This window comes from Moritella sp. 5, from assembly GCF_018219455.1.
Lineage (GTDB): Bacteria > Pseudomonadota > Gammaproteobacteria > Enterobacterales > Moritellaceae > Moritella.
On record NZ_CP056122.1, the window covers coordinates 2,231,909 to 2,256,553 of the forward strand.

Sequence of the window (24,645 nt, forward strand, 5' to 3'; positions counted from 1 at the left end):
TTCATTTGATAAATAATATGGTAAAAATGGTTGATAACAGTAGACATTATGTTTAATGAATTTTATTATTCTCTGTAATAATTAAACAGAGAAGTATATGCAATGACATTAGCAGCAATTGATTACCGCGCAGAGAACAGCGCTGAAGCGTTTGTAAAATCGCTTCGTGAAACAGGTTTTGGTGTATTAACTAATCACCCGATTAATCCGGAATTAGTTCGAACTATTTATACTGAATGGCAAGCGTTTTTCGAAACAGAAGAAAAACATGATTTCTTATTTAAACCTGAAACGCAAGATGGTTTTTTCCCTGCAACTGTTTCTGAAACAGCAAAAGGCCACAGTGTTAAAGATATTAAAGAATATTTCCATGTATATACTTGGGGCCGTATTCCTGAGTCATTAAAAGAGAATATTCTAGCGTATTACGAGCAAGCAAATGCACTTGCCGCTGAGCTACTTGATTGGGTTGAAGAATTTTCACCTGCCGATGTGTCTGCTACATACAGCATGCCATTGTCAAAAATGGTTGAAGAAAGCTCGCTTACGCTACTACGCGTATTACATTACCCACCAATGACGGGCGATGAAGAAATGGGTGCTATTCGAGCAGCGGCACATGAAGATATTAACATGTTAACAGTGTTACCTGCTGCTAATGAGCCAGGTTTACAAGTACAGAAACAAGATGGTAGCTGGTTAGATGTACCAAGTGATTTTGGTAACATCATTATTAACATTGGTGACATGCTGCAAGAAGCATCGGGTGGTTATTTTCCATCGACAACGCACCGAGTGATAAACCCTGAAGGTGCTGATATGACTAAAGCGCGTGTTTCGCTACCGCTATTTTTACACCCTAATTCAGAGGTTGTATTATCAGAGCGTTATACCGCAGGTGAATATTTAACAGAAAGACTGCGTGAGCTAGGTGTTCTTTAACATTCTAGACTAAAAGTATTTAATAACGAAAACATCAAGTATTGCTCGGATAGTTGATGTTTTCGTTTATTGTTTAACTTGCTAATAAGTATTGATAATTCACAACGCCTATTTCAGATACCAATACTTGTGTTGCTTGTGCATGACTCATCTTCGTTTCTGCTTTTTCAACCAAGATCATCGCCTCAATATCGGCCAATTCAAATCCCGCTAAATTCAAATTAATTAACACGGATTGCAGTGGTGATAGCGATGGATTAAATGCCGCATTCTCAATGTAACGACCTGTAATTACAGTACCTGATGTTGTTCTTAACGCGATGCCAGCATGGCAATGGCTGTAGGGTGCATAGCTTGTATTTACTGCTTGAAGTGCGACCTCAGTAAGTGTTGAATTATGACCACTAATTGCGGATGCTGAGTCGCTACTAAGTGTCAACGATACCGCTTCTGCAGTAAGAAGGGGAGAGGTTACACCTAAGTCACTTGGGCCAAATGAATCGGGTAATAGGGCTGACAGTGGTTTGCTACCGCTGGCTTCAAGGTTCACAATTAATTCGTTGGCACAGCTTAATTCATTCATAAACTGGCGGCAGTGACCACAGGGGCTTGCGGTAATTGTAATATCTAAAATTTCAGTTTCATGGTGACTAAATACATTATTGATAGCGGCTTGTTCAGCATGAACACTGTTGAATAATGCTTGATTCGAAAATTCATAGTTAGCACCGAAATACAGATTACCAGATCCTGCTCGTGCAATTGCGCCGACATTAAATTCAGAGATCGGTGCAACAGAATAGGCAGCAGCGAGGGGTAACAAACTGAATAATAATTCAGGTGTTTCAAGTGCTGAATGCAGTTGTAATAAATCGACATCGGCAGCGCTAATGACACCTTTAAAATCAGGTTTAGAGATTATAGGTAGAACATGGCTTTGAAGTGATGTCGGTAAACTGGAAAGTGCTGTTTGAAGATTTTTTTTCATAAAAATTGGCCTTATTAAAAAGTGGCACTGAATAGAGAATTAAATTCTATCTGAGTGCCACTTTGCAACTAAATCCAATTTATTACAAGATCAAAGCTCTAAATTATAAAACTTTTAGTACTAAACCGTTTAGATAATAACCTTCTGGATAGAAGCTAGCCGTTGGGTGATCACCTGCTTGTGATAAACGTTCAACGATATAAGCATCACGACCAGCATCCAGTGCTGCATCCGCAACAATTTTCTGGAATAAACCATCTTCCATAAGGCCTGAACATGAGAATGTTAACAGTGTGCCGCCTGGCTTAAGTACTTGCATTGCCACAAAGTTGATGTCTTTATAACCACGACAAGCACCTTTCATTTGCGCTTTGTTTTCTGCAAATTTAGGTGGGTCAAGAATGATCGTATCAAATGTACGACCTTCTTCACGGTATTTACGTAGTAGTTTGAATACGTCAGCACGTTCGAATTCTGCTTTTGAAATGTCTAATTCGTTGTGTTCCATATTACGCTTTGCAATGTCTAGCGCAGGTTGTGATAAATCAACATTAGTGATTGATTTTGCGCCAGCTTGTAGTGCGTAAACACCAAAACCACCCGTGTAAGAGAAGCAGTTAAGCACGTCTTTGCCTTTTGCATATTTTGCAGCTGCTTTACGGTTATCACGTTGATCAAGGTAGAAACCAGTTTTGTGGCCACCTTTAATATCAACTTCAATTTTAACGCCATTTTCTTCAATGATAACTACTTCTGGTGGCTCTTCACCTTTAAGAACACCTTGTACTAGCTCTAGGCCTTCTTTTTTACGTACGGCTACATCTGAACGTTCGTAGATACTGCACTCTGGGTAAAGAACGCTTAATGCTGCAACAAGTGTTTCACGGTGAAAGTCTGCACCCGCTGATAATAACTGACATACTAAGAAATCGTTGTAACGATCGATTGTGATACCTGGAAGGCTATCAGATTCAGCTGCGATTAAACGGTAGCCAGTTAGGCCTTTTTCTTCGATTAACTCATCACGTAATGATTGCGCTTGTTTGATGCGCTTTTCAAAGAATGCTTGATCGATTTCTACGCCACGGTCGTAATGCCACACTCGTACACGAATTTGAGATTCTGGAGAGTAGCTACCAGATGCTAGCCATTCACCGCCGGCACTCATGATATCAACTGTGTCACCAGCTGTTGCTTCGCCTTTCACTTTTGAAACTGCGCCAGAGAAGATCCACGGGTGTCTACGTTTAAGTGCTTTTTCTTTGCCTTTAGCAAGGATAATTTGAGCTGTCATTTAAATCTCTTATTCTTCTATAGTAGATAGATAAAAAGGGACTCAGTGTGAGTCCCTTTAAAGTTAGTGATAATAATAGCGATGAAACACTATTTTTATGACTAAACCGTCTTACATTACGCGCATGCCAGGTTCAGAACCTTCATCCGGGTTTAGTACGAAAATATCGCTGCCGCCAGGGCCTGCAGCAAGTACCATACCTTCTGACATACCAAACTTCATCTTACGTGGTGCTAAGTTAGCAACCATAACCGTTAAGCGACCTTCAAGTTGCTCTGGTTCGTAAGCTGATTTGATACCAGCAAATACTTGACGCGTTTCGCCGCCTACATCTAAGGTTAGCTTAAGTAATTTCTTAGCGCCTTCAACATGTTCAGCTTTTACAATTTTAGCAATACGTAAGTCAACTTTTGCAAAATCATCAAATGCGATCATTTCACCAATTGGCTCATCTTTAAGGTGCTTATCAGAAGCAAGATCAAGCGGTGTTTCTTCAACAACAACTTCTTCTTTCTCTTCTTCAGCAACTACTAAGTTTTGTTTAGATGCTTCAACCATCGTTTCAACTTTGTCCATGTCAACACGTTGCATTAACGGTTTGAACTTGTTGATCTCGTGGTCTGTTAATGCTGTTTTGTAGCTATCCCAATTGAAATCATCGTTTAAGAATTTTTCAACTTCAGCAACCATTTCTGGTAATACTGGCTTCAAGTAAACTGATAGGATACGGAATAAGTTGATACCCATTGTACAAACAAGGTGCGCTTCGGCTTCACAGCCTTCTTGCTTAACAAGTTGCCACGGTGCTTTGTCTGCAATGTATGCATTTGCTTTATCAGCAAGTGCCATGATTTCTTTAATCGCTTTGCTAAAATCACGTGTTTCGTAATATTGAGCAATAGTATCACCAGCAGCAACGAATTCAGCTAATAATTCAGGTTCTGAGATTTCGCTTGCTAGTTTTGCATCAAAACGTTTGTAGATGAAGCCAGCAGTACGACTTGCAAGATTCACTACTTTACCAACAACGTCAGAGTTTACGCGTTGTGCAAAATCTTCTAGATTTAAATCTAGATCAACAATCTTGTTACTGAGTTTTGCTGCGTAGTAATAACGTAGGTATTCTGGGTTTAGGTTGTCTAGGTAAGTACGCGCCATAATAAATGTACCGCGTGATTTAGACATTTTCTTACCGTTTACAGTAACAAAACCGTGTGCAAATACAGCTGTTGGCTTACGGAAACCCGTGCCTTCAAGCATTGCTGGCCAGAATAGGCTGTGGAAGTTAACGATGTCTTTACCAATGAAGTGATAAAGTTCAGTCGTTGAATCCTTTTTGAAGTACTCGTCAAAATCAAGATCGTCACGACGATCACAAAGGTTTTTGAAACTACCCATGTAACCGATTGGCGCGTCTAACCAAACGTAGAAGAATTTACCTGGCGCATCAGGGATTTCGAAACCAAAGTAAGGTGCATCACGGCTGATATCCCACTGTTGCAGGCCAGCTTCAAACCATTCAGCAAGTTTATTCGCGATTTCGTCTTGTAATGTACCTGAGCGTGTCCATGCTTGTAACATGTCAGCAAATGCAGGTAGATCAAAGAAGTAATGCTCTGAATCTTTAAGAATTGGTTCTGCGCCTGAAACAACTGATTTTGGAGAGATTAAATCAGTTGGAGAATACGTTGCGCCACAGTTGTCGCAGTTATCACCATTTTGATCTTCACTCTTACATTCTGGGCAGATACCTTTAACAAAACGATCTGGTAAGAACATTTGTTTTTCAGGATCGAATAGCTGTGAAATTACACGTGTTTTGATATGACCATTGTCGCGTAGACGCGTGTAGATCATGCTTGCAAGTTCACGGTTTTCATCACTGTGCGTTGAATGATAGTTATCAAAACCAACATTGAAATCAGCAAAATCAGCCATATGCTCAATTTTAGTCTGCGCGATCATTGCTTCCGGCGTAATACCGCGCTCTTGCGCTTTAAGCATGATAGGCGTGCCGTGGGCGTCATCTGCACATACATATGTACATGTGTGGCCACGTTGCTTTTGGAAACGAACCCAGATGTCAGTCTGGATATACTCAAGCATATGACCTAAGTGAATAGGGCCATTGGCATAGGGTAATGCGCTTGTTACTAAGATTTTGCGTTCTGATGTCATAAAAATCTGATTCATCTTGTGGTGAAAAATAAAGTTATCCGATGTTACCTGATACGACTTATAAAGCATAGATGTTAGGCTAAAAACCCTGCGTTTTTTAGCGTATTTATTTGTGATTCTTTGCTTTATCATTGATATAGTAGATTAATAAAGTATAAATGCTTAAAAGCTAAACACTTACAAGCTTAAATTAAGAGGCGGTTATGGATATAGCAAAGATCACTCAGCTCGTTGGTATTTTTCAACCTAAAAATTGGTTGAAAAATATTGCTGACAGTAATGTATTAGAAACAATTAGCAACAAGGATGGTTGTGTTGAGATCCAGATACGGTTACCGTTTCCATCGTTGGATTTTGAAAGCGAAGTTAAAACCAAGTTAGAACCAAAAGTAGCACTCATGAAGGGCGTGGAAAGCGTTCAGTGGATGATAACATTAGATATTGCGACCTTAGCCCGTTGTAACGATGCGCCAGCTATTCACGGTGTGAAAAATGTGATTGCGGTTGCCTCAGGTAAAGGTGGAGTGGGTAAGTCAACTACAACTGTTAATACAGCGCTCGCATTGGCTAAAATGGGGGCGAAAGTCGGTATCATGGACGCGGATATCTATGGCCCTTCAATTCCCCTCATGCTTGGTGTAAGCGAATCTCGCCCTGAAGCATACGATGGTAATACCATGACTGCGATCAAGGCCCATGGTTTAGCGGTTAATAGTATTGGTTTTATTGCACTAAATGATCAAGCGATGATTTGGCGTGGTCCAATGGCAAGTAAAGCTTTAATGCAGTTACTCGGTGAAACACATTGGGGTGAACTTGATTATCTATTTATTGATATGCCACCGGGTACGGGTGATATTCAATTAACCTTGAGTCAAAATATTCCAGTAACGGGTGCATTGATCGTATCAACACCACAAGATGTTGCGCTTGCTGATGCTGCCAAAGGTATTAGCATGTTCAGACAAGTGAAAGTACCTGTATTGGGTGTTGTCGAAAACATGAGTACGCATATCTGTAGTAACTGCGGGCACGAAGAAGCAATTTTTGGCACGGGTGGTGTGGTTAAAATGGCCGCACGTTTTGACACAGAATGTGTGGCTCAACTACCGTTACATATTGACTTGCGTGCGGATATAGATGCGGGTACACCAACCGTTGCTGCACGACCTGACTCTGAGTTTGCAGCTGTCTATACGCAACTAGCAAATGACATTGTGAGTAAAATGTTTTTTCAAACGCACACAATATCAACAGAGATACCGATTAAGCTAACGTAATGTAGGTACTTTTGTATCTTACTATTGCTATTTTTTAACTTATTATAGGTATTTACTAACTTATTGTAGGTATTTTTCGGTTTACTCTAGAATGACAGACTATAAATTTCTATAATAACGGGGTCTTAAGCCCTAACGGATCATTTTATAAATGAATAATAAATCTAACTCTTGTGTGATCATCGCGATCGCAGGTGCTTCTGCATCTGGAAAAAGCCTACTTTCTTCAACAATCTACAACGAACTTGTTGCAGAGTTTGGCGAGTCACAAATTGCAGTCATTACTGAAGATTGTTATTACCGTGATCAAAGTCACCTCGAGATGGAAGACCGAGTTAAAACAAATTATGACCATCCACAAGCGATGGATCATAAATTATTGTGCAGTCATTTACAGGGTTTGAGTGACGGTAAAGCAGTTGAAATTCCAACGTACAGCTATACAGAACATACGCGTATGGCTGAGACGACTAAGTTGACACCCAAAAAAGTGATCATTTTAGAAGGTATTTTGTTACTGACAGATCCAGCTATCCGTAACATTATTCACGCAAGTGTATTTATGGATACACCGTTAGACATCTGTTTTGTACGTCGTTTACAGCGTGATGTTGCTGAACGTGGCAGAACAATGGAATCGGTAATTGAGCAATACAATGACACGGTTCGTCCAATGTTCTTACAGTTTATTGAGCCATCAAAACAATATGCGGATCTTATTGTTCCGCGCGGTGGTAAAAACCGTTTCGCGATTGATACATTAAAAGCAAAAATTTGTCAGTTATTGAACGACTAATAACGTAGCACCTATTAAAGAGAGAAAACATGCGCCTGTGCGATACAGATATTGAAAAATACTTAGATGATGGTCGAATTGCGATAGAACCAAGGCCTGAACAAAGTAAAATTAGTGGCGTAAGCGTTGATGTTACTTTAGGTCATGAATTCCGAGTATTCCAAGCACATAACGCGCCTTACATTGATTTGAGTGGTCCAAAAGAAGAAGTGGCTACTCAACTTGATAAAGTAATGAGTGATGAAATTGTAGTGCCTGACGGTGAAGCCTTTATTTTACATCCAGGTGAATTTGCTTTATCTGTGACGTTTGAAAAAGTAACGTTACCAGCAGATATCGTTGGTTGGTTAGATGGACGGTCATCATTAGCACGTCTTGGTCTTATGGTACATGTAACAGCACACCGTATTGATCCAGGCTGGTCTGGTCGTATCGTACTTGAATTTTATAACAGTGGTAAGTTGCCGCTAGCACTACGTCCGAAAATGACTATTGCAGCGTTAAACTTTGAAACACTGACCGCGCCTGCTGCACGTCCTTACAATCAACGTAAAGATGCCAAGTATAAAAACCAGCATGGTGCTGATTCAAGTCGTATTAATCAAGATGATAATGACAATCAAAGTGCATAATGGTTACTCAGTAATATAATGAGTAGCAATTGGTATAGCAGTTAATATATCACTTAATTAAAATACAAAAATGCCCATCACCGTTAAAGTGATGGGCATTTTTTTGTCTAGGTTTACTTCGTTTTCTTAGCTAATCGTAATTAGAAGATTAGATGTGCAACACCAGTGATAATCGGTAGTGTTATGATTGTACGTAGTACGAAGATAATAAACAAATCAACGATATTAACCGGGATTTTACTGCCTAACAGTAATGCACCGACTTCTGACATGTAGATAAGTTGCGACACTGATACACCCGCAATAATGAAGCGAGTCATGTCATTATCGAGAGACGTAGCAAGAATACTTGGTACAAACATATCGGCAAAACCAACCACTAACGATTCAGATGCTTGTGCAGCTTCTGGTACGTTCATGAATTGAAGGTAATACATAAATGGTTTACCAAGAATCGCAAATAGCGAGGTGTATTCTGCGATTAACAAACCAATTGTACCTATTGCCATCACTACCGGTAAAATACCAAACACCATATGCGCCGCGTTTTTTAGACCTTCGATAAACACTGCTTGGTATGAGGTTACTTTTGATGCGCGGTCAATTGCTTGGTTAATGCCCCATGAAAAGACATTGTGACCAGCAGGAATCGATTCTAAATCATGGGCCTTTTCTGTGCCATCTATATAGATATCTTTCTTCCAGCATAATGGCGGTAATTTAGGTACTATGATTGCAGCTACAATGCCTGATAATGTAATTGCTAAGTAATAAGGTAAGAAGTATTGCTCTAAATTCACTTGTGCGATAACAACAAGGCTGAATGTAATCGATACAGCCGAGAATGTGGTGCCAATAACGGCTGCTTCACGCTGAGTATAGAATTTTTCTTGATACTGTTTATCGGTCAGTAAGATACCTACGCTGCCATCACCTAACCAAGAGGCGATGCAGTCAACCGCTGAACGTCCTGGTAGATTGAAAATTGGACGCATAATCTTTGTACATAGCGAACCACACAGCTCCAGCAACCCAAAGTTAAGCAATAAAGGCAGTAGTAGACCTGCAAAGATGAATACTGCAAATAGAGTCGGCAGTAAGTCATTGAGCACAAGGCCACCGGTATTTTCATTCCAGATATATTCTGGACCAATCTGAAATACAGTCGCGATAGTAAACGCACAACTGATAATTCGAATGGTTAGCCAAAGCGGTGTCGGTATGAATAACTCATGAAGGAATTTACTCTGAGTAATAAACTTAGGCTTAAGTAAAACCGCTAATGTCGATGCCACCGCCATAAATGAAATGATGACGGTAATGATATGAAGCAAATAACCGTCTAGTGCAGCCATTAATACTTTTGCTAACAACGCGACGGGGATCGTCATGTCACCTTCATAGGTTACCGGGGTCATAAATAAAAATAAACCGATTAGTGAAGGCAGTAAAAATCGTAATACTGATTTATTACCTGTGTGTGTCTGAGCATCTGTGTTTGTTTTGTTTAGATTACGCGGTGATTCCGCGTAAATATTATTATCTTTCATTTAATTGTTCCCTTTTATAGGACTAATTACTGGTTACCAGTTCGGTATAACAGTATTGTCACTAAGTATTCGATCTTCCATTTTATTTAAGGTTAGGTGTTTTTAATTGCCGTAAACTTAATTGCTGGAGATAGTAACTGCGAATATACATGTGAGAAACATATTATTAACACCATGTGTCAGCTGTCATGAAAATAAAATTTTTTATGTTGCTTTAGGTGTTTAATGTCACATAAATAGGTTTTAATGTAGGCTGATTGTATTGATTAGTGTGATTTCTCTAGTCTTATATATCGGTAATTAATAGATATGCAGTAAACGTGATTATATTTTCGGGTTTTGTCTGTATTTGTGAATAATGTGTAAATAACTAAATTGATTTTATGTTCCTTTTTTAAGCTAGTTTTTTCGCATCGCTGAATATAATGAGTTCTATTCTATAATCTAAATGTACTTTGCTTAGCTTTTATCTAGGTTAGGTGTTTTATTGTTTATCTTTCTGCCTTTCTGGTAATTACATGATATTCTTAGAGTCGATAGTGTAAACATAATCTTCTATGTGTTGTCTTAGCGGATTAAGATATATTTCTATAAGGTGGTTTCAGGATGAAAAAAATACTCCTTGGTATTAGTGGGCTCATTGCGATTATTATCGTCGTGGGACTTATTGCAATTAAGTTTTTAGTTAATGAGGAGTTAATTAAAGATAATCTCATTACACAAGCAAAGCAGTTCACTAAACAAGACGTCACAATTGAAGGTAATTTAAATCTAACTTTCTATCCACAAATGGGTTTTGAGCTAGGAAAAGTAACCTTATTCAATAAGCATGAATATGCGGACTCAAAACAAGTTGAAGTTAAAAGTGTACAGGTCGCTGTCGAATTGATGTCACTCTTTACCAAAACGATAGTGGTAACAAATGTGGAAGTGGATGGTCTAACCGTTAATGTCGAAACATTAGCCGATGGCCGTAATAACATGGATGAATTACTTGCCACATTGTCACCACCAGAAAAGGCATTATCAAACGAAGATATTCAAGCGGTTAAAGTCACACCAGAAGGTGACATTTCGAAGAGCGAATATAAGTTTGTGATTAAAGCGGTGAATATAACCAACGCACAATTATCATTGAATAACCTTCAAGATGGTACCTACCATAAATTGTCTGATAGTAGCTTAACCGTCGGTGAGTTTGCCTTTGCTAAACCTGTTGCGATTACGTTAGCTGCAAATTACCGAACCAATGAGTTAACGGCTAAACTAAAAACAAGCATGATATTAACGATTGACGAGCAATTTAATGAAATAAAATTATCGCAGCTTGATAATAAACTAGCGTTAACGGGCAAGTTATTACCGCGACCAGAAATGAATATTTCATTGCAAGGTGACATGACATACGATAATGCTTACAAAAAAATGAAATTGGCAGGACTTAAATTAGACGTTGATGAACTTAGTATTACCGGCGATCTGTCTGTTGATGTATTTTCAAAACCGAGTCTTGAATACAACTTAGCCATGAATACACTTGTTGTTGATGATTGGTTACCTAAAACTGAGCCCGTAGATAAAAAGAATGCATCGAAAGCGACTGGCACAAGTAAAAAAGTGACTCAAACCTCGACAGATAACCAGGGTAAAAAAGCCTCTTCAGACGTAGAGCCTGACTTGAGTGCATTATCAAGTGTGAATCAAAAAGGGTCATTGACGATTACTAAAATTAAACAAGGCGAGTATGTCTTGGATAATGTTAAGGTTCAGAGTGAGTTAAAAGACGGCGTATTCCAGTTAACCAAATTATCTTCAGATCTTTATGAAGGGAAGTTAATGGTTAAAGCGTTATTAGACAGTAACAAGAAACCCGCTACATTTAATTTGAATAGTGCGTTAGAGAAAGTACAGTCAGAACAATTGCTCACGATCGCCGCAGGTAAAAAATTGTTAACGGGTTTGGTTGATGTTGACGTGCGTTTAAGTGGTAAAGGCTTAGCGATGACTAAACTTAAGTCTGCGACGAGAGGGACGATTAATACAACCTTTTCTGACGGTGCGCTGTTAGGGGTTAATGTAGCAAAAGAAGTGCGTAAAGCGATTGCTATGCTTGGTAAGAAATCTGCTGATAATACGGATCAAAGTGAACAGACTGATTTCAGCGCGATGGTTGTAAACTTTAAACTCGCTGACGGTAAGTTAACATCGACGAAAATCGATTTGGCTTCACCTGCAATCAAGGTCGATGGTAAGGGCTATGCAGATCTGATGCGTGAAAAGCTTGATTTTACTTTTGGTGCTTCACTTGCTGAAAACATTGGTGGTCAATCAAGTTCAACGATGAAGGCTGTACGTGATTTACGTCTTCCTATTGAGGTGAAAGGCAGCTTTGTCGCGCCACGTATCAAGTTTGATTTTAGTGATATTACTAAACAAGTGATCGAGCTTGAAAAAGATAAACTGATTGATAAGTATCTTGGTTCAGATGAAGACAAGAACAAGATTAAAAATGAAATATTTAGAGGTTTGAAAAAGCTATTCTAATCTGAGATTTAAGATCAGTAGTTTAAGTTTGGTTAGTTCAGCGTAAAAGCCTGTTAGTGAGATCACTAACAGGCTTTTTAATACGTTAATTTTAATTTTTTACTTAGCCGCCAATGATCTGCTGACCATAAAGATATAATTGTTGTAGTAGTTTCATTTTTCGCTCGTCATGGCTGTTTTCGATTGCTAATGCATCTAAACGTGCAAAATAGGCTGGCGCACTGTCTTCTAGTACTGTGCGACAATGATCAAGCCATTTTTGTTGCTCTGGCATTGATAATAAATGCGGGAAGTTACGTGCTCGATAGCGGAAGAACAATTCATTAAAACGCGCATCACCGACTTTTAGTTGCAGTCCTGCAAGTTGCTCTGGTGCTGTTTCGCGTAGTATCTCAAAGTTTGCTTTATCACCAGCACTAAAGAAACCATCGTAGATCATCGCATCCACATTGGTTGATTTTGGATATTCACGTTCTACTTGATAAACACCCACAACATTCTCACGCAGTGTTGCACTTTCTTTTAAACGTTTTAGGTTTGCAAGGCAGGCGTTACGATCAATCCCTAAACGCTCTGCATTTTCAGGTAATAAAGTTTTAGCCGGTGCTAGTACTGGACACTTATTGATATGAATAAGTTTTAGCGGGATAGGGGCTAAGTCACCGAGATCTTTCTTTGGTGTATATAAACGTTCACGTAGTTCGTCCGGGCTTAACTCTAATAACGGCGTAATGTCTTGGGCTAAATCAACCACGATAACCGCGTTGTTGTTGCTTGGGTGCCAAGCCAGTGGCACAACCCAGCTAGTGAACCCGCGATCTGCACCAAACATACCGCTTACATGCACTAATGGTGTCATGTTGATAATATCAATCAGCGATTCTACTTTGCGCTTACTACGTAGGTTAAATAAGAAATCAAATAATTTAGGTTGTTTTTCTTTAACCAATTTAGCCATAGCAATCGTTGCGTATACATCCGATGTCGCATCATGGGCATTCGCGTGTTCAATACCATTAGCTTTAGTTAATAGCTCAAGGCGCATACTTGGCAGGCCGTCGTCATTTTCTGGCCAAATAATACCTTCTGGACGCAGCGCATAACAAGCGCGCATCAAGTCGATAATATCCCAACGAGAGTTACCATCTTTCCAGGTGTGTGCGTATGGGTCGTAGAAATTTCGGTAAAAGATATTACGTGTTACTTCATCATCGAAACGAATGTTGTTATAACCAATGATACACGTATTTTTGTGGCTGAACTGCGCTTCAATACGTTTACTAAATTCTGCTTCAGTTACACCTTCTGCTTGGGTCTTTTGAGGTGTGATCCCTGTGATCATGGCAGCTTCTGGCGAAGGAAGGTAATCATCTGATTGACGGCAGTAAAACATATCTGGTTCGCCGATTACGTTAAAGTCCATGTCGGTGCGAATACCAGCAAATTGAGAAGGACGATCCAGTGACGGACTTAATCCGAAAGTCTCATAGTCATGCCAGTAAAAAGTCGGCTGATCTGTTGCTGTTTTGTTCGAATTATTATCCATACTACGCCTTGTACTTATTCATTTTTATCTAATTTAGATGTTAATTTTTATTGTTATGCTGAGTTGGTTCAGAAACTTGCATTACAATTTACATCACGTTTAATTTTCGTTTCTAGTGATTTTAGAATGTCGCTAGGATGATATCCAGAGATTAAGCTAAGCGAAGCGTGAGAGCAAGTTATTAAGCGTCGTAAATCTATGTTTGATGGTAATGATCCGCAATCTTATTCAGAATAATCATCAATACTAAATGTTTGGTTGTGAGATGTAATATATAGGATGGAAGGTTGGATGAATATTCTAATTTATTGGCCTAGTGTTGATGTGGCCAAGTGTTGAACGAGGGTACGAGTAACAAGCCGACGAAGAAAAGGTTCAGATTTGAAATTCCTGAGCAGTTAATGGGTAAATCTAAGGTGTATTGATAGCCAAAACTTTGAAGTACTTCGGGTGTGATTGCGAGTGTCTTTATTGTAGGTAGGTGAGAACCTACCTTAAATGTCGAATATTAAATATTCATAAAATGACTTATTTTCCAAGGTTGGAGGTTTACCATGTCTGCTGAAAAAAAATTCGATTACCCTGAATCCGTGACAACAGAAGAACCTATAATATCGGGTCAAGATGACTCACGCATTATTGAGCTTCCTGAGCAGGACGCTAAATTACTTTCTGCGAGGGATATTAATAGCAAAATGGGTGATTTCGAAATCCATTTTGACACGTTAACCAAAGATTTCTCTGAAGCTCAGGACGATTTGGGCGCCACTATTCGTTCATTACGAAGTCGCAACGCCAAACTTGATAAGAAGATTGAAAGTGTAGGTTCAAATTTAAGTCAATCTACCTTGGAACAAGTTAAGTTATCGGATGATCTAGAGCAGCGTATACAGGCTAAACTGAATGCGTTAACGGGCGGTTTTGAGGATGCGAATGAATCCATTATTGAGCAGGGTGATCAGCTCAAGCGTTTGTTCATGGTTCAAACTGCTTTTGAAGAAATGCAAAAGCGACTTGAAAAAAATGCCGATGATACCGACGAGGTCCTGCAAGCTCACACACGGGAATCCTATCAAAGAATTGAGGCGAACAAAGCCCACATAGAAGGGTTGAAAGCGCAGCATCAAGATCAGAAAAAATCACTTGTCATATTATCCGAAGAACATGAATCACTGAAAGACCAGGTTAACGAGCTGGCTGATAAAGTCTATAGCATTGAGTTGAATACTAGCAGCTTGAAGCGCTACACGCGTAAAGGGTTTAAAGTTGTTGCGGGTGTAGGTACTGGGGTGACTATTGCTCTGGCATCTGCGATAACCTTGCTTGAACTGAATCCTACCGTTGTCCCTGAGTTTGTAAAAACTGAATTGTCTGAATTGACATCATCGCTATCGACGCTTAATAGTTCAGTGACCGAGATTAAAACTGAAACGGCACTGCAGTCAGAAATTCGTACCGAATTAATAGGTGATGTTGCAGATGTGAAGACAAAACTTACTGAACTCGAAGCCAAGGCTGAAACCATCGATGAACGACGTAATGCAGAGCGTTTAGCATTACAGTCCCAGATAGAAAAGAGCACTTCTCAGCTAGGTCATCTCACAGCGACGCTCACATCGGTTAAAACGGGTATGGATGACTTGAAGTTTCAGGTCGAAGGCCCAGGAAATAAAAATGGAGCAGTAACTCAATCGTTAGTACCACTCAATGATGTCGGCTGGATAGCCCAGCGTAATCCTGCTCATTATACGATTCAGCTGATGGGTGCTTATGACGAAAGCTACTTAGTTTCTTATGTGAATCAAAATGAAATAGGGCTGAGTGGGAAATTGCTTTCTTTTAATAAGAGCCTGCATATTCAGCGTGATTGGTATAATTTGTACTACGGTGACTTTGCCAGTTTTACTGAGGCGCAGGTTGCAATGAGTATTTTACCACTGCGCCTGAAAACGAACTACCCATGGATCCGTAATTTTGATTCGATTTTGAAAAGTGCTATTAAGTAAAATTACGTGGCACGGAAGTACAGCAAGATCTTAATCCATGTTTGAGTTAAGCACAGGTAGATGGCGAGTTATAATACTGTCTACCTTGCTTCTCTATATTGGTTAAGGATGATCGAGTAATCTAAAGTTCCAATTTTCGACGGTATTGGTTTCTAAGCGTTTGCTTGCGGCCTCACCCCATATAGGTGTCAGCGCTGGCATTTCTATCAATCGAATCAGGTTAGCTTTGTTTAATGGCTCGCTAAAGAATAATTCACATACTTGTTTAACTGTGGTTGCAGATTCAAGTCGTTTAATGAGGTGTAGTTCATCACTTTGACCGATCATACCCGGTTTGATAACACGATATAACCAGCCACAACGGCTTAATGTTTGCATCTGAACTGAAATGTCGGAGACATTCCAACGGCTATTTAATTTAAAACAAGGCAGGCGAGGTTGACTCACTTCGATAATAGCTTCGCCCCATTGATATTGATCTCCAATACAAACATTTTCTTCTGTCATCCCTATTGCACTAATATTTTCACCCATGCCCGGCGCTTCAAATCGTGGTTGCTTATTATTGCGTGGTGAAAATACTTGTTGCCAGAATGAATAATGCTCGGCAGGGTACTGATGCAAAGCACGCTCAAGACCACCGTGGTATTTTTTATCGGCAGTTGTGTCGTTTGCGAGTCCAAGCTCAGAAAGATAAATGCAGGTATTGACCGTTTCTTTATCAATTGCAGAATCAAAACCGTAGTGATGCTTAACCTGACCGATATAAATTTGAACCTTGTGTGTTTGAGGGCTGATTTGTAATAAAGAGTCAGGCATTCTCACATTTCCTTTAATAAATAAAATTTAGTTTGATCATTCTCACAGAGGCAACTCGAAACCTCAAGGATAATCAGAAACATCTGATATAATCGCTTCTAGAATTTTTATCGGCACTCATTTGGTTAAAAAATTATGTTATTATTTTTAGCTTTTTCGAACACTAAAAAATTAATTTAGTCTAGTCTAAATGGAGCTGAAACTGCACATTTATGAGTTATCACATTATTTTTAAGTTTTTTTCGTAAATATGCTTTTAATCACAGCGACAAAGGTATAGAATCCGCCTCCTAATTTTTCGAGAAAGCTACTAAAATGTAGCTGGTTATCTGCAAGGTAGACAATGAGTCATTACACAGTATTAGGTTTATCAACATGGTTCGAACTAGTCGAACGCATCGGCTCAGAAGCAGAAGCCAAGACGTATTTTTCAGAAACGAAACTAGTTGAGTATAACAACCGAACTTGCCTAGAGTTAATTGAAGCAGGTATGTTAATGCATTTGAAGAATTGGTTAGCAGTACAATACCAAGAATTCAAATCAACGGGTGAACGTTTACGTCGTGAGCAAGTCTCACAGTCTACAAACTCTATCTCAAGTAAACTTTACTCGATAGAAGTGATTAGAACACGTCCACAAGTGAGTGGGCAACAAGCACAACAACAAAGACAACACGTTGCATCGTCACAATTTGCGACAAGTCAGGTTCGTCCTGTACATGCAACTGCAACACCTGCTGCAATTAAGCCGGAAGTTGCAAAACCTGTTGTTGCGGCTGCACCAGTAACGCCACCGAAACCACGCGTAATTACGTCAAAAATGCCAGCACCAGAAAAGAAACCTGCTGCTGCATCGATGGCTAACTTCTTTATGCGTCAGGTTCGTGCGACTAAATCTGAATTGGAAGATCGTAAGCACCATAATTAAGTGACGCTAAACGCGTACCTAAATATGTGAATGACTCAGTAGCAGGTATTATCCCACGACGGTGGAGATAGAACTTGCTACTGGGTCATTTTTTTATCTGCAATTTAGCAACTTATTTCTAAGTGGTATCACTTTATGCGCATTCATAATGTTCATCGATTAGCGACACAGCGTTTAGCTGACAGCACTAAACCTTTTAAAGCCCGTGGCGGACGATTACGTCGTTGCGATTATTGCATGTTAGGCAAACAGTTTTGTATTTGTGAGCATCAACCACTTGTTAAGTCGACAGCTGGTTTTATGCTGGTGATGTTTGATTATGAAATGATTAAACCAAGCAATACGGGTCGTTTGATTGCTGATGTGGTTGAAGATACGTTTGCTTATCAATGGTCGCGCACTGAACCTAATCAAGAGATGATCGACATTATCAATACAGATTGCTGGCAACCATTCATTATCTTCCCTGAAGAGTATGTGGTTGAGCGTGAGCGGGTACAAACAGGACCATTAATAACTGAACCGGGTAAACGACCGTTATACATCTTACTCGATGGCAGTTGGCGTGAAGCTAAGAAGATGTTCAAAAAGAGCCCCTGGTTAGAACATATTCCGGTCATCTCATTTGATCCTGATGTGGTTTCCCAATATCAGATCCGTAAGGCTGCAAAAGACAATCAGCTCGCAACGGCTGAAGTTGCGTCACTGGTTCTCGGTCATCACGGTGAAGCATTGAATGCTGACATTCTTGCTTGCTGGTTTGATGTTTTCCGTGAACGTTATCTCGCTGGTACTAAGCAAATTGACGTCGGTGTTGATGCGGCCCTTAAACGGTTGCATACACTAACAGTTTAATTGTTATCGAACAGAACGGTTGTATGCATGTGGAAATGTGTACAGCCAATTTTGATGTTTTTTTCTTTTCTTGTTAATCCTCTTTTCTGCTTAATATTAATAGCCTATATTCTTATCTCTGAGGTATTATACTAATCACAATAGATAGATGAGTATTCGACTCAATTTAACCTTTCGTGGATAGAATATGCAGAGTAAAAATGAAATGACATTACCGATTCGCTGGGGAATTATCGGTTGCGGTAATGTAACGGAATTGAAAAGTGGTCCTGCATATCAAAAAGTAGCGGGATTTAAACTTTCGGCTGTAATGCGACGTAACCTTGATCTTGCCCAAGATTATGCCTTAAGACATAAGGTTGAAGCATACTCCTCAAATCCGGACGATATTATTAATAGTGATAATATTGATGCTGTTTATATCGCGACTCCTCCCGATAGTCATAAGCTTTATGCCTTGCAAGTTGCACAAGCAGGTAAACCTTGTTGTATCGAGAAACCGTTAGCACCAAATTATGCGGATAGCCTCGACATTTATAATGCGTTTAATGATAAGAATATTCCCTTGTTTGTGGCTTATTACCGTCGTTCATTACCACGCTTTAATAAAGTGAAAGCATTACTTGAAGCCAGTGCTATTGGCCAAGTCAGAACGATTAATGCATTTTTGAATAAACCAGCCAATGCATTAGATTTATCGGGTGAGTTTAATTGGCGAACAGATAAAGACGTTGCTGCAGGGGGTTACTTTGACGATCTAGCGAGTCATGGACTCGATCTGTTTGCTTATTTGCTAGGTGAATTTGATATTGTTAAGGGGCTTGGAACCAATCAGCAAGGCTTGTATTCATCGTTAGATTCGGTATCAGCATGCTGGCAACATAAAAGTGGCGTGACAGGCGTTGGAAGCTGGAATTTTGGTGGTTGTACACGGGAAGATCGAGTTGTGATCACTGGCAGTAAAGGTGAAATCCGTTTTTCTGTTTTTGATGAAGCCGCCGTTATTCTGCAAACCCTTGCTCAACGCCAAGAATTTATCATTGAGAATCCTGAAAATATTCAGCTCTATCATGTGCAGAATATGCGGGAGCATCTTGTTAATAATATCGACCACCCATCTAGCGGTGAAACGGCTTTACATACCAGTTGGGTAATGGAGCAAATATTAGGTGATAAATAACCGCGTAGAATAAGAATTACAGGGTGTCACAAAAACGTAAAAATGGAGATTGATGGTACATTAGATTTGTATCAAGTTGTATATTAAATATCTATTATTATTTGTTATATTTTTGTATTTTTGTATTTTATTCTTGACGTAGAGACTCATTTTATTTTAGAATTTACCACGAAACTACCTCTTTATTTCCATCTTTGTGTCATTTAGATCATATTTGTCATAAATGGCATATTTATGACATTTTATCTATGTAATAGTCATGTCAAAATAAGACGGTGTGTTTATATTTGGTTACTCATGTCGTTTATATGGATAAATAAGGTGTCTAAATGGAATTTACCCCCAAAGAAATCATGTTCAAATATGTGCCAACCACGCAGGAAGTGGAAACGTTATTACGACAAACCCCTGGTGCTAAAATCAATATTGCTAATACTAAGCATGCCTGTGATATAAGCAAAATCAAGCATCTGACACATTATGGCCACTGTATTAATGGTATTAATATCGTAATAGATATGTGTGACGAATCAGAGCTAGAGCCTTTATGGTCATTTCTTGAATTGGATTTTTTACGTATAAGCTTTGTCAGTAAAGACGTGCTAGAGGATGATTTTAAAGGTTTTTTAACTTGGCTCGAAAATGCGGATAAATTGGAAGCGCTGTCACTCGAAACCCAACCGCTACATCATGAGAATGGACTACATTTATTGTCAATTTATTTTGCATCGTCTAAACAATTTCCAGTTTCTTTGTTTATCAAACATAAAGTGACAGCCATGGAAATCCCTGAATTACCGTCTTTACAGGTGTTCCATAGTGCCAGCGTAGAGATGAGTATGGGCACATTTTAGGTGGCGTAAAAATAAAGAGTGCAGGGTGATCGTAATCCTGCACTGTTATTATCTTACGGCTCATGCGCCTCTAAAATACGTCGCATAAACGAGTCAAGTTGTTGTTGCTCATCTGGTGATAACACACTTAATATATTTCTTTCTTTTTGATGTAATTGTGGCATTACCGTTTCAATTAATTGCTTACCTGTACTTGTCAATTGTACCAGTTTACTGCGCTTATCTTCTGGGTTATCAACTCTTTCAATCAAATCTGCTTGGTTTAAGCGATGCAATACTTTGGTCAGTCCACCAGAGCTAAATATCATTGACTGATATAGTGCTGTGGGTGACATACAATAAGGTATTGGGCTCCGTCTTAATGTCGCTAATACACTGAATTCTGCGCGCTGTAAATTATGGCTTTCAACAAGCGTTTCCATTTTATTGTGAAATAGATTACTGACACGGAGTAAGCGTAATAATGCGGGAGAAACCGTGTCAGCGCACTGGGGCCAGTTTTCACTCATTGCTTCAAGTATGTCGTTAATGCTATTCGTCATCATTCAATCCCTATCTATTTAGTCGCCTCGATAATATATCTTGCCAGAAAGCTAAAGTCCAGTTATTATCTTTCTAGAAAGATAAATTGGAGGCGTAAAATGACACTGAGTAATGGTTCTTCACTTGCCACGAGTGAGATAAAAATTGATACGATAGATAATACCGGAAAAATGAATAAGACACTGATTGTAACGCTGGCTGCAGTATTTGCATTAACCCCTTTTACTATTGACAGTTATTTGCCTGCAATGCCAACCATTGCCAATGCAATGGGCGTTGATATTTCTTTGATGTCAGTGACGGTAAGCTTATACATTTTTGGACTGGCTATAGGGCAGTTAATCGGTGGGCCCTTGTCAGATAAGAAAGGCCGTAGTTTTGCTATGATTGCTGGTTTAGCTGTGTTTGCGATTGCGAGCATATTATTAACCACTGCAAATCAAATTGAAGCTTTGTGGTTATGGCGTGTGTTGCAAGCTATCGGTGGTGGTATGGCTGTGGTTGGTGTCCCTGCAACTATTCGGGATACGACCAGTGGTAAAGAAGCCGCTAAGTTGTTTTCGTTGATTGCGCTCATTATGATGATTGCACCTTCTATCGCGCCGACAGTGGGTACCATCATTATGTCGTTAGCTGATTGGCGTTGGATCTTTTATACACTTGCGATCATGGCTGTGCTGGTGGCTATTCTAGTTATGTGCTTTATGCCTGAGCCAACTGAAAAGGTTATACTTGAATCCGCATCTTCAGAAATACAGCAAAAGTTCGGGTTATTATCGGTATTTAGTGAAAAACGCGCATTAGGCTTCATGGTTGCACAAGCGTTTGCTTATTCAGTGATGATGATATTTTTAACGAATGCGTCGATGATGTATATGGAAGTGTTTGGTCAAACGCCAAAACAGTTTTCAATGTTGTTCTTTGCCAATATCTGTGGTTTGGTGGTTGTTAACCGCGCGAATACATTTTTATTAGCGCGGTTTGAACCAGAAGCTTTATTAAAAGCGTTTCTCAGCTTGCAAGTGTTTGGTGGCATAATATTAGTGACAGCATCTGTGCTTGTACCTGATGCTTTATATGTGGCTGTCGTCGGCTTTGTTATTGCTATTTCGGCAAATGGTGCGGTGATCTCAAATTCGAGTGCATGTTTTATGAAGAGTTTTGGGCGTAATGCTGGCTCTGCTTCTGCGGTATTAGGAGCAACTCAGTATACAATCGGTGGGACTGTGAGTGCACTATCTGCATTTATAAGTCTGGGTTCAGTGCAACCTGTCGTTATCATGATGCTGCTTTCGTCTATGATAGCGCTTACGGGGGCCACAATTGCCGCAGCCTATTCTCGTAAAACTGTGTCATAACAACATTGAGCAAGGGCTGAGAAAGGAACTACCAGCCTCCTTGCTTACAGCAGACAAATAAATTGTATTATTATTCATTCAGTAATTGCGCGCATAATTTTACAAAGTCAGATGAAGTAACAATACCAATGACTTTGTTCTGATTATCGATGACCGGAAGGCAGCCAAGTTTATTACCAATAAAGTATTCAACAACAATTTTAAGCGGTTCGTCTTCGGTTAGTTTCTGAAAGTCTGATTCCATTAAATCTTCGATTAACTGACCACGTTCTTTTCTTGCGAGTATGTCAGTGCCGTATTTGTTCATCATTGAAATGACAGTGCTGATCATTTTTTTGTGAGTCAGAATACCAACCAGTGTGCCATCGTCTTCAGAGATAACGGGTAAATGGCGCACACCACGAGTTTGCATGAGTTCATGCGCATCTTTTAAACTGGCCTTATGGCTAATACAAACAATATTGTCTGCCATTATATCTCTTACTTTCATATATTAACTCTGTGTTATGTTGTATTGATTTATTTAGTATACCCAAATGTGAATAGAATGCGATGTTAAGATTAAAATAACTATAAATTCATTCAATTTATCAGCAAGTTAATAGCAATCGTGTTGATGATTTAAATTTTATTTTAATAAGTTCGAGTGATAATTAACCAAAAACATTAACTTTTAATTAAATATGCATATTAATAATATAAAATAAATTTTACTGTTGTTTGCTTTGGTTTCAATAAATATAATGGCTTCCCGATCGTGCATATAAAAATGTTAACCATTGTTTGGCACTAATATTTTTTATAGTTCTTTATTGATTGCGCTTCGTAATGTAACAGTATGTCAGTTTGGTGTTATTGTTAATAATAATGTGATAATTTAACCACTTATATTTATAGATGGAGTTAGTGATGAAGGGATCGATCCTTGAATTTGATATCGGAAGTAAGAACGGCGTTATTTCTGGTGAGGATGGATGTCGTTATATATTTAATATCAATCAGTGGATGTACCAACGACTACCTCAGATAGGTAGTCAAGTTTACTTCACTTTAAAGTCCGGTGAACTTGTTTCAGTCACAATGACAACAGTAGGGAAATCAAAGAAAATGGGCGCGGTATTATTGGCTTTTTTCTTTGGCGCTTTAGGCTTCCATAAATTTTATTTAGGGTACCATAAACAAGGTATTTGCATGTTGGTGTTGTTTGTACTAGGTTATGTTTTTCTCGGTTTACCTTCGATGGTCATTGCGATTATTGCTTTGGTTGAGTTTGTTATCTATTTGTTTAAGTCAAATGTTGAATTTGAACAAGAATATGTATTAGAAAGCCGTCCTTGGTTCTAGTTATCAGGGTTATCGTTCAGCGGTTATTTTCTCAATAGTATGTCCAGTCAGAGTTCCTAATACTGTATTTTTACGCTTATCTGAACGTTGCTTTCGTACCTGCGATGCAACAAAATCTGCCACTTCATTTGTTTCTAATGGTTCTTTCTGCACCACTATTATTGGTAATGGTGCCGTGACTGTTTTTAATCCGGTTACTTTTACAATATTCGCTGCTGGTTGTACTTTGACAGGTCGACGAATACGTAATGCATGTTCTGGTGTCGTGGCTATTTTTTGATAAAGTTGCGCTAGTGCCAATTGGTTATCTAGTGTCGCTCTTTCTTGTTCAATCGTGATTTGTGCTAATAACTTTATCTTATCGGGTTGGTGTAATGAATCTTTACGCTGCCAACTAAAACGCACTGATTTAACTAACTCATCATCTACACAATGTATCTTTCGATAGAGGTGTACAGTCATCACCCCTGGGCAATTATCGTGTATTGCGCTGAATCTCGCTTGGCGTGTGTCATTCTCGCTAACAACAGCATGTTCTATCTTCGCTTTGATCGTATTAATGGCATTAATTTGTGTAACTATTTTCTCTGTATTGTCGTGGTCTGGGTGTAAATGAATAATACCGACATAGCGGCGGGCTGATTTTTGCGAAAATGGGTGTTTAATGTGAATGTCTTTAAAGGCCTCTGCAGCTAACTTCATTGCCAACATATCGGTCGTTAATTCGGGAATGATTTCGTTAATTATTGCTTGTTCTTGGCCTTTTAGTACCGCTGGGATCCGGCTAACTAATGCCTGCACAGGCTGTGTGGCTCCTAGCAGTTTTTTTAATAAGTCTAAATCTGCGGTGAGTTGATCAAATAAGCTTTTAATATCAGTCATGTTTAATCCTAGTGTTAACCTTAATTATCGTTAATCACTAGCATAGTAATGAGTAGACCATCATGCAATAGCGTGACTAATTAGGTGATCGCTATGTGATCATCGCAGCTCATTCGTTGATCGATC

General features: G+C 39.2%; 21 protein-coding genes. 12 read left to right on the forward strand and 9 right to left on the reverse strand.

All coding sequences use genetic code 11. The features are described 5' to 3' along the window. Positions 1 to 102: 102 nt before the first annotated feature. Complete coding sequence (locus tag HWV01_RS10055) at positions 103 to 942, forward strand: isopenicillin N synthase family oxygenase (RefSeq protein WP_211675237.1); 840 nt, start codon at positions 103 to 105, stop codon at positions 940 to 942. A gap of 73 nt (positions 943 to 1,015) precedes the next feature. On the opposite strand, the gene cdd is transcribed toward HWV01_RS10055, so the two are convergent. The 3 genes from cdd to metG all read right to left on the reverse strand — a co-directional run bounded on the left by cdd (position 1,016) and on the right by metG (position 5,402). Then, positions 1,016 to 1,930 (reverse strand): cytidine deaminase, encoded by a 915-nt coding sequence (gene cdd / locus HWV01_RS10060; protein ID WP_211675238.1) that lies wholly within the window; start codon positions 1,928 to 1,930, stop codon positions 1,016 to 1,018. Positions 1,931 to 2,033: 103 nt separating this feature from the next. Then, positions 2,034 to 3,224 carry a class I SAM-dependent methyltransferase gene (locus tag HWV01_RS10065; protein ID WP_211675239.1) on the reverse strand — a complete coding sequence of 397 codons (1,191 nt, stop codon included), beginning with the start codon at positions 3,222 to 3,224 and terminating at the stop codon, positions 2,034 to 2,036. A 111-nt stretch (positions 3,225 to 3,335) separates the two neighbouring features. Then, entirely contained in the window at positions 3,336 to 5,402 is a 2,067-nt protein-coding gene (metG, locus tag HWV01_RS10070) for a methionine--tRNA ligase (protein ID WP_211675240.1), read from the reverse strand. 203 nt (positions 5,403 to 5,605) lie between these two features. Here metG and apbC point away from each other — a divergent pair, with 203 nt between their 5' ends. From apbC to dcd, 3 genes are all read left to right on the forward strand, one after another. Then, positions 5,606 to 6,682 carry an iron-sulfur cluster carrier protein ApbC gene (gene apbC, locus HWV01_RS10075; protein ID WP_211675241.1) on the forward strand — a complete coding sequence of 359 codons (1,077 nt, stop codon included), beginning with the start codon at positions 5,606 to 5,608 and terminating at the stop codon, positions 6,680 to 6,682. 151 nt (positions 6,683 to 6,833) lie between these two features. Beyond that, positions 6,834 to 7,478: a uridine kinase gene (gene udk / locus HWV01_RS10080; RefSeq protein ID WP_211675242.1), complete on the forward strand. Its 645-nt coding sequence runs from the start codon at positions 6,834 to 6,836 to the stop codon at positions 7,476 to 7,478. A 29-nt stretch (positions 7,479 to 7,507) separates the two neighbouring features. Beyond that, positions 7,508 to 8,110, forward strand: a complete 603-nt coding sequence (dcd, locus tag HWV01_RS10085; RefSeq protein ID WP_211675243.1) for a dCTP deaminase — start codon at positions 7,508 to 7,510, stop codon at positions 8,108 to 8,110. Positions 8,111 to 8,250: 140 nt separating this feature from the next. On the opposite strand, the gene HWV01_RS10090 is transcribed toward dcd, so the two are convergent. After that, on the reverse strand, positions 8,251 to 9,660 hold the full coding sequence (locus HWV01_RS10090; RefSeq protein WP_211675244.1) for a YjiH family protein: 1,410 nt from the start codon (positions 9,658 to 9,660) through the stop codon (positions 8,251 to 8,253). A gap of 606 nt (positions 9,661 to 10,266) precedes the next feature. On the opposite strand from HWV01_RS10090, the gene HWV01_RS10095 reads away from it, so the two are divergent. Further along, positions 10,267 to 12,204: an AsmA family protein gene (locus HWV01_RS10095; protein WP_211675245.1), complete on the forward strand. Its 1,938-nt coding sequence runs from the start codon at positions 10,267 to 10,269 to the stop codon at positions 12,202 to 12,204. Between the two features lie 103 nt (positions 12,205 to 12,307). Here HWV01_RS10095 and sbcB read toward each other — a convergent pair whose 3' ends face one another. After that, positions 12,308 to 13,750, reverse strand: coding sequence for an exodeoxyribonuclease I (gene sbcB / locus HWV01_RS10100; RefSeq protein ID WP_211675246.1), 1,443 nt, complete (start codon positions 13,748 to 13,750; stop codon positions 12,308 to 12,310). Between the two features lie 554 nt (positions 13,751 to 14,304). Between sbcB and HWV01_RS10105 the strand changes: the two genes are divergently transcribed. Then, on the forward strand, positions 14,305 to 15,756 hold the full coding sequence (locus HWV01_RS10105; protein WP_211675247.1) for a hypothetical protein: 1,452 nt from the start codon (positions 14,305 to 14,307) through the stop codon (positions 15,754 to 15,756). Positions 15,757 to 15,858: 102 nt separating this feature from the next. Here HWV01_RS10105 and HWV01_RS10110 read toward each other — a convergent pair whose 3' ends face one another. Further along, positions 15,859 to 16,575 (reverse strand): MOSC domain-containing protein, encoded by a 717-nt coding sequence (locus tag HWV01_RS10110; RefSeq protein WP_211675248.1) that lies wholly within the window; start codon positions 16,573 to 16,575, stop codon positions 15,859 to 15,861. 343 nt (positions 16,576 to 16,918) lie between these two features. Here HWV01_RS10110 and HWV01_RS10115 point away from each other — a divergent pair, with 343 nt between their 5' ends. From HWV01_RS10115 to HWV01_RS10130, 4 genes are all read left to right on the forward strand, one after another. Next, positions 16,919 to 17,503: a hypothetical protein gene (locus HWV01_RS10115; protein WP_211675249.1), complete on the forward strand. Its 585-nt coding sequence runs from the start codon at positions 16,919 to 16,921 to the stop codon at positions 17,501 to 17,503. A 135-nt stretch (positions 17,504 to 17,638) separates the two neighbouring features. After that, positions 17,639 to 18,358, forward strand: coding sequence for a tRNA-uridine aminocarboxypropyltransferase (locus HWV01_RS10120; RefSeq protein WP_211675250.1), 720 nt, complete (start codon positions 17,639 to 17,641; stop codon positions 18,356 to 18,358). Between the two features lie 187 nt (positions 18,359 to 18,545). Then, positions 18,546 to 19,538: a Gfo/Idh/MocA family protein gene (locus HWV01_RS10125; protein ID WP_211675251.1), complete on the forward strand. Its 993-nt coding sequence runs from the start codon at positions 18,546 to 18,548 to the stop codon at positions 19,536 to 19,538. Positions 19,539 to 19,867: 329 nt separating this feature from the next. Beyond that, positions 19,868 to 20,392: a hypothetical protein gene (locus HWV01_RS10130; protein ID WP_211675252.1), complete on the forward strand. Its 525-nt coding sequence runs from the start codon at positions 19,868 to 19,870 to the stop codon at positions 20,390 to 20,392. A gap of 53 nt (positions 20,393 to 20,445) precedes the next feature. On the opposite strand, the gene HWV01_RS10135 is transcribed toward HWV01_RS10130, so the two are convergent. After that, positions 20,446 to 20,937 carry a MarR family winged helix-turn-helix transcriptional regulator gene (locus HWV01_RS10135; RefSeq protein WP_249185516.1) on the reverse strand — a complete coding sequence of 164 codons (492 nt, stop codon included), beginning with the start codon at positions 20,935 to 20,937 and terminating at the stop codon, positions 20,446 to 20,448. A gap of 96 nt (positions 20,938 to 21,033) precedes the next feature. Between HWV01_RS10135 and HWV01_RS10140 the strand changes: the two genes are divergently transcribed. Continuing rightward, positions 21,034 to 22,293, forward strand: coding sequence for a multidrug effflux MFS transporter (locus HWV01_RS10140; protein WP_211675253.1), 1,260 nt, complete (start codon positions 21,034 to 21,036; stop codon positions 22,291 to 22,293). A gap of 70 nt (positions 22,294 to 22,363) precedes the next feature. On the opposite strand, the gene HWV01_RS10145 is transcribed toward HWV01_RS10140, so the two are convergent. Beyond that, positions 22,364 to 22,783 (reverse strand): HPP family protein, encoded by a 420-nt coding sequence (locus tag HWV01_RS10145; RefSeq protein ID WP_067046411.1) that lies wholly within the window; start codon positions 22,781 to 22,783, stop codon positions 22,364 to 22,366. 419 nt (positions 22,784 to 23,202) lie between these two features. On the opposite strand from HWV01_RS10145, the gene HWV01_RS10150 reads away from it, so the two are divergent. After that, positions 23,203 to 23,637, forward strand: coding sequence for a TM2 domain-containing protein (locus tag HWV01_RS10150; protein ID WP_249185517.1), 435 nt, complete (start codon positions 23,203 to 23,205; stop codon positions 23,635 to 23,637). A 9-nt stretch (positions 23,638 to 23,646) separates the two neighbouring features. Here HWV01_RS10150 and HWV01_RS10155 read toward each other — a convergent pair whose 3' ends face one another. Beyond that, the gene (locus HWV01_RS10155) at positions 23,647 to 24,519 is read right to left on the reverse strand and encodes a DNA replication terminus site-binding protein (RefSeq protein ID WP_211675255.1); all 873 of its coding nucleotides are present in this window, start codon (positions 24,517 to 24,519) and stop codon (positions 23,647 to 23,649) included. Positions 24,520 to 24,645: the final 126 nt, after the last annotated feature.

Coding starts and splice junctions, on each gene's coding strand:
- HWV01_RS10125 (WP_211675251.1), top strand. CDS start 18,546: ATGCAGAGTAAAAATGAAATGACATTACCGATTCGCTGGGGAATTATC.
- HWV01_RS10055 (WP_211675237.1), top strand. CDS start 103: ATGACATTAGCAGCAATTGATTACCGCGCAGAGAACAGCGCTGAAGCG.
- HWV01_RS10110 (WP_211675248.1), bottom strand. CDS start 16,575: ATGCCTGACTCTTTATTACAAATCAGCCCTCAAACACACAAGGTTCAA.
- dcd (WP_211675243.1), top strand. CDS start 7,508: ATGCGCCTGTGCGATACAGATATTGAAAAATACTTAGATGATGGTCGA.
- HWV01_RS10130 (WP_211675252.1), top strand. CDS start 19,868: ATGGAATTTACCCCCAAAGAAATCATGTTCAAATATGTGCCAACCACG.
- HWV01_RS10155 (WP_211675255.1), bottom strand. CDS start 24,519: ATGACTGATATTAAAAGCTTATTTGATCAACTCACCGCAGATTTAGAC.
- HWV01_RS10090 (WP_211675244.1), bottom strand. CDS start 9,660: ATGAAAGATAATAATATTTACGCGGAATCACCGCGTAATCTAAACAAA.
- HWV01_RS10095 (WP_211675245.1), top strand. CDS start 10,267: ATGAAAAAAATACTCCTTGGTATTAGTGGGCTCATTGCGATTATTATC.
- cdd (WP_211675238.1), bottom strand. CDS start 1,930: ATGAAAAAAAATCTTCAAACAGCACTTTCCAGTTTACCGACATCACTT.
- HWV01_RS10115 (WP_211675249.1), top strand. CDS start 16,919: ATGAGTCATTACACAGTATTAGGTTTATCAACATGGTTCGAACTAGTC.
- metG (WP_211675240.1), bottom strand. CDS start 5,402: ATGACATCAGAACGCAAAATCTTAGTAACAAGCGCATTACCCTATGCC.
- sbcB (WP_211675246.1), bottom strand. CDS start 13,750: ATGGATAATAATTCGAACAAAACAGCAACAGATCAGCCGACTTTTTAC.
- udk (WP_211675242.1), top strand. CDS start 6,834: ATGAATAATAAATCTAACTCTTGTGTGATCATCGCGATCGCAGGTGCT.
- HWV01_RS10065 (WP_211675239.1), bottom strand. CDS start 3,224: ATGACAGCTCAAATTATCCTTGCTAAAGGCAAAGAAAAAGCACTTAAA.
- HWV01_RS10120 (WP_211675250.1), top strand. CDS start 17,639: ATGCGCATTCATAATGTTCATCGATTAGCGACACAGCGTTTAGCTGAC.
- HWV01_RS10135 (WP_249185516.1), bottom strand. CDS start 20,937: ATGATGACGAATAGCATTAACGACATACTTGAAGCAATGAGTGAAAAC.
- HWV01_RS10150 (WP_249185517.1), top strand. CDS start 23,203: ATGAAGGGATCGATCCTTGAATTTGATATCGGAAGTAAGAACGGCGTT.
- apbC (WP_211675241.1), top strand. CDS start 5,606: ATGGATATAGCAAAGATCACTCAGCTCGTTGGTATTTTTCAACCTAAA.
- HWV01_RS10145 (WP_067046411.1), bottom strand. CDS start 22,783: ATGAAAGTAAGAGATATAATGGCAGACAATATTGTTTGTATTAGCCAT.
- HWV01_RS10105 (WP_211675247.1), top strand. CDS start 14,305: ATGTCTGCTGAAAAAAAATTCGATTACCCTGAATCCGTGACAACAGAA.
- HWV01_RS10140 (WP_211675253.1), top strand. CDS start 21,034: ATGACACTGAGTAATGGTTCTTCACTTGCCACGAGTGAGATAAAAATT.